The organism is Candidatus Jordarchaeum sp., from assembly GCF_052745115.1.
Window position 1 is genome coordinate 1 of the sequence record NZ_JBRAKS010000382.1, and the last position, 3,573, is coordinate 3,573.

The following is a 3,573-nucleotide window of genomic DNA, read 5'->3' on the forward strand; positions in this document are numbered from 1 at the left end:
TATTTATTTATAATAAAAGTTAATTTAAATATTAGGTGGAATGCGATTTGGTGTGCCCAGAGTATGATCCAGTAGAGAAAAAATGCAAGGCTACAGGGTTAGTATTCCGTCAAGGAATGGAAGGCCCATGTGAATATGTGGTTGATCCGAGTAAATGTAGGCTAAACATGAGATAACGCCACCCAAATTCTCGTTTTTTTCTTTTTTATGTTTATATTAACTATATTGTTATCTACAATTCCAAAATTTTTTTAAGACGAGTTTTTTGATTTAATAGCACATTTAAGTGTAGAAAATATAAAGAATTAAGGTTAATAATCTTATGACTTATTTATTGAACGGGTGAACATGGTGGGCAAAAGGTTCGACAAGGCTCTAAGGGAATATCTAAAACCACTGGAAGGCTTCGACAATTATCAAAACTGGTGGAACTGGTATAAAAACACCGAGCAAAGAGTACAGCAGTATATTAAGCATCTCCGGGAATACCTGCCTGGAATTTCTAATCTCAAAATATTAGATCTGGGATGCGGTGCCGGTGGGGTCTGTGTTTCCTTCGCTAATCGGAATAATCGAGTATTAGGATTAGATCTGGATAAAAAACTGATTAATCTCACAAAAATAAATGTTAGTGACGCGGAAAACGATTTTCCTCCTAACGCTGGGGTCAGCATAGTTCTATCCAGCGGAACCAGTCTTCCTTTTGAGGATGAAACATTTGACCTAGTGATTTGCAACGATGTAATTGAACACCTAACTGAACAGGAAGAATTAATGCTCGAGATTCACAGAGTACTAAAAATCGGAGGACACCTCTATCTCACAACTCCCAATAAGAGATATCCCATAGAATCTCACACCGGCATTTTTGGAATCACCCTGTTGCCCAAACCATTAGCAGATGTTTTCATTCGCATGTCCGGATTGGGCACCAGCTTTCCAGTCAAACTAGTTTCCTACGAGTCTCTGATACGCTTACTCTTAAAAGTCAAGTTCCAATCAGTTATTAATTCTCCAAAGTGGGATAAGTATTTACCAAATATTAATTTAATGAAAGTAATAAGAAAAAATAGAGTTCTGGAATGGATTTTTAACCTTTTCACTCCTTTGCATACTGTTCTTTGTAAAAAAAGTTAAAAAGATAACCTAAATTACATCCAAAAATAGAAAAATACTTTTCAGTAAGTCTATGGTGAAACATTAAAGACGACGAGAACATAAAAAGTAAAAAAGGTGAGTTCAATGACAAAAATTAAAGTAGGAATAGTTGGGGTAGGTGATTGTTGTTCCTCACTGGTTCAGGGAGTCAGCTCCTACAATGATGGAGAATTTGTAGGTTTAAAATTCGAGAATTTCGGAGGCTACAAACCCAGTGACATAGAGTTTACTGCGGCCTTTGATATTGATTCCCTAAAAGTAGGAAAGGATCTATCCGAGGCAATTTTTGCAAAGACAAATCGTTACGAAAAAGTGAATGAAGTTAACCCTCTGGGGGTAATCGTTCAAAAAGGAGAAATAATGGACGGTGTCGGAGAATACCTACATGACCAGATTAAGGTAGACGATAAACCAAGTGTAAAAGTGAGTGAAGTACTGAAAAAAAGTAAAACAGAGATACTAATAAACTTCATACCCACCGGCTCAGTGCAAGCAACAAAATGGTACGCAGAACAAGCTATTAACGCGGGGTGTGCCTTCATTAATACCACAACCACTGAAATCGCAAGAAGCAAAGAATGGACTCAGAGATTCAAAGAAGCCAAACTACCATTGGCAGGAGACGATATTATGGATCAAATTGGAGCCACAATCATACACAAAGCATTATTGGAATTCTTAGTTAGAAGAGGCGTAAAAATCGATGAAACCTATCAGCTTGATATTGGAGGTGGAACCGAATCTCTGGCCACGCTGGAAAAAGCGAGAGGCGACATAAAAAGAGAGGTAAAAAGGAAAACAATTCAGGAATCCGTACCCTACGAAGTGCCAATAATAGCAGGGACCACAGACTATGTGGACTTTATGAAAAACACTAGAGATTCCTACTTCTGGATAAGCGGCAAATACTTCAACAGTACCCCCGTGAAAATGGACATCACCCTCAGAACAGTGGATGCACCTAATTCAACATCAATACTATTAGACGTAATAAGAGGTCTAAAAATAGCAATCGACCGAAAGCTATACGGAGCAATCGACACACTCTGCGCATACGGATTCAAAAGACCGCCAAAATCCTACTCACTAATAGAAACCGAAAAAATGATAAATGAATACATTGAAGGAAAAAGAAACAAATAGCCGCCAATACAAATTCTTCTGTTTGCTCTTCTCTATAATCAGTACACTCTGTTTTTAATAAATGTACTAAAAAATTCCTAAAATTTTTTAACCATTAAAAGATTCTCACCAGAGAACTACTATTTTTAATTATTCAATGGTTCCTAGCTTTTTGGGAGTTTACTTTTAAACAATAATTATGGTGACTAAAAGTAGAGCTATTCCCCACAGGATCAGAAGAATGGGTTGAACCCTACGCTGATATAAATAGATCTTGTAAACCGAAAATACAGGCGTATAAACTACGAGATTTACCACCTGCATAAAAACTAGTAAACTAATAATCATCCAATCGATTTCCAAATACCACCCAAAAGCAATTGTTACAATAATACCTAGGGTAGCAAATGCAAGAAAGAAGTATCTTCCATTCTCCCATGAACGGAGACTAACCGCAGTGGTTTTAATTCCTAGGTCTCGGTCAACAAAATAGTCTCCAAGCAGGTTTTGCATCTGAAACAGGCAGGATGTCGCAAAAAAGCCCACAGCAAAGAAGTAGGTGGTTTGATTCAATGTTCCACCATAAGTTGTAGCACCGATTAGAATTAACAACGCCCCTAAAAATAATCCGTGAGAAACTATATCTATCACCGGCCTCTTCTTAAACCTAACCGGGGGAACAGAATAAAGAAAACCCAATACGGCACAGATGGTTGAGAATAAAAATCCTAAAACACCCCCGACGTAGGAAAAGTAGGCCACCGCAGCCATAGCTATAACAACACTAAATATGATGACTTCTCTCTTGGTTACAAGTCCCCGAGCTACCAGATTGCTGGTTTTTCCCGAACTTATGTCTTCCTTCACATCAAAAGCGTTATTTATAGAGAAAAAGGAACCTGTCAGTAAACAGGCAAAAATAGCCAGAGGAAAAATCTGTAATAAGGCGTCAAAAGCGATCTGAAATAAGCCATGGAATTTTCCCGAATTGAAAGTTGTCGCCCAGCCGATGATCACCAAACTAGTCCAACCTGCAATGTTATTTAAACGACAGTTCTGAAAAAGATGTTTTACCTTAGTTAGTTTCGAGACATTAGACATCTGGAAGCACCTTAAATGTGAGCGTATTTTTCAAATATTTACATTATTCTTGAATATATCCATAGTTCAACATTAAGAATATATAACTAACTATTACTTTGCGGTTAATATTAACTATCTACGATAGATTACTATTTATAGGTTCTGATGCCAAATACGGTTGGTAAGGTTAATGTGTGAATCATACCATTC

General features: G+C 37.3%; 4 protein-coding genes. 3 read left to right on the forward strand and 1 reads right to left on the reverse strand.

Annotated features, from left to right (window positions below; genetic code table 11):
- Nucleotides 1–47 precede the first annotated feature (47 nt).
- From ACUVXA_RS18215 to ACUVXA_RS18225, 3 genes are all read left to right on the forward strand, one after another.
- Entirely contained in the window at nucleotides 48–176 is a 129-nt protein-coding gene (locus ACUVXA_RS18215; RefSeq protein WP_445872710.1) for a hypothetical protein, read from the forward strand.
- A gap of 175 nt (nucleotides 177–351) precedes the next feature.
- On the forward strand, nucleotides 352–1,137 hold the full coding sequence (locus tag ACUVXA_RS18220; protein WP_445872711.1) for a class I SAM-dependent methyltransferase: 786 nt from the start codon (nucleotides 352–354) through the stop codon (nucleotides 1,135–1,137).
- A gap of 105 nt (nucleotides 1,138–1,242) precedes the next feature.
- Nucleotides 1,243–2,301: an inositol-3-phosphate synthase gene (locus ACUVXA_RS18225; protein ID WP_445872712.1), complete on the forward strand. Its 1,059-nt coding sequence runs from the start codon at nucleotides 1,243–1,245 to the stop codon at nucleotides 2,299–2,301.
- Nucleotides 2,302–2,466: 165 nt separating this feature from the next.
- On the opposite strand, the gene ACUVXA_RS18230 is transcribed toward ACUVXA_RS18225, so the two are convergent.
- The gene (locus ACUVXA_RS18230; protein ID WP_445872713.1) at nucleotides 2,467–3,381 is read right to left on the reverse strand and encodes a UbiA family prenyltransferase; all 915 of its coding nucleotides are present in this window, start codon (nucleotides 3,379–3,381) and stop codon (nucleotides 2,467–2,469) included.
- Nucleotides 3,382–3,573: the final 192 nt, after the last annotated feature.

Bases quoted from the DNA above. Each gene is read 5' to 3' on its own strand.
- ACUVXA_RS18230 (WP_445872713.1), bottom strand. From the start codon at position 3,381: ATGTCTAATGTCTCGAAACTAACTAAGGTAAAACATCTTTTTCAGAAC.
- ACUVXA_RS18225 (WP_445872712.1), top strand. From the start codon at position 1,243: ATGACAAAAATTAAAGTAGGAATAGTTGGGGTAGGTGATTGTTGTTCC.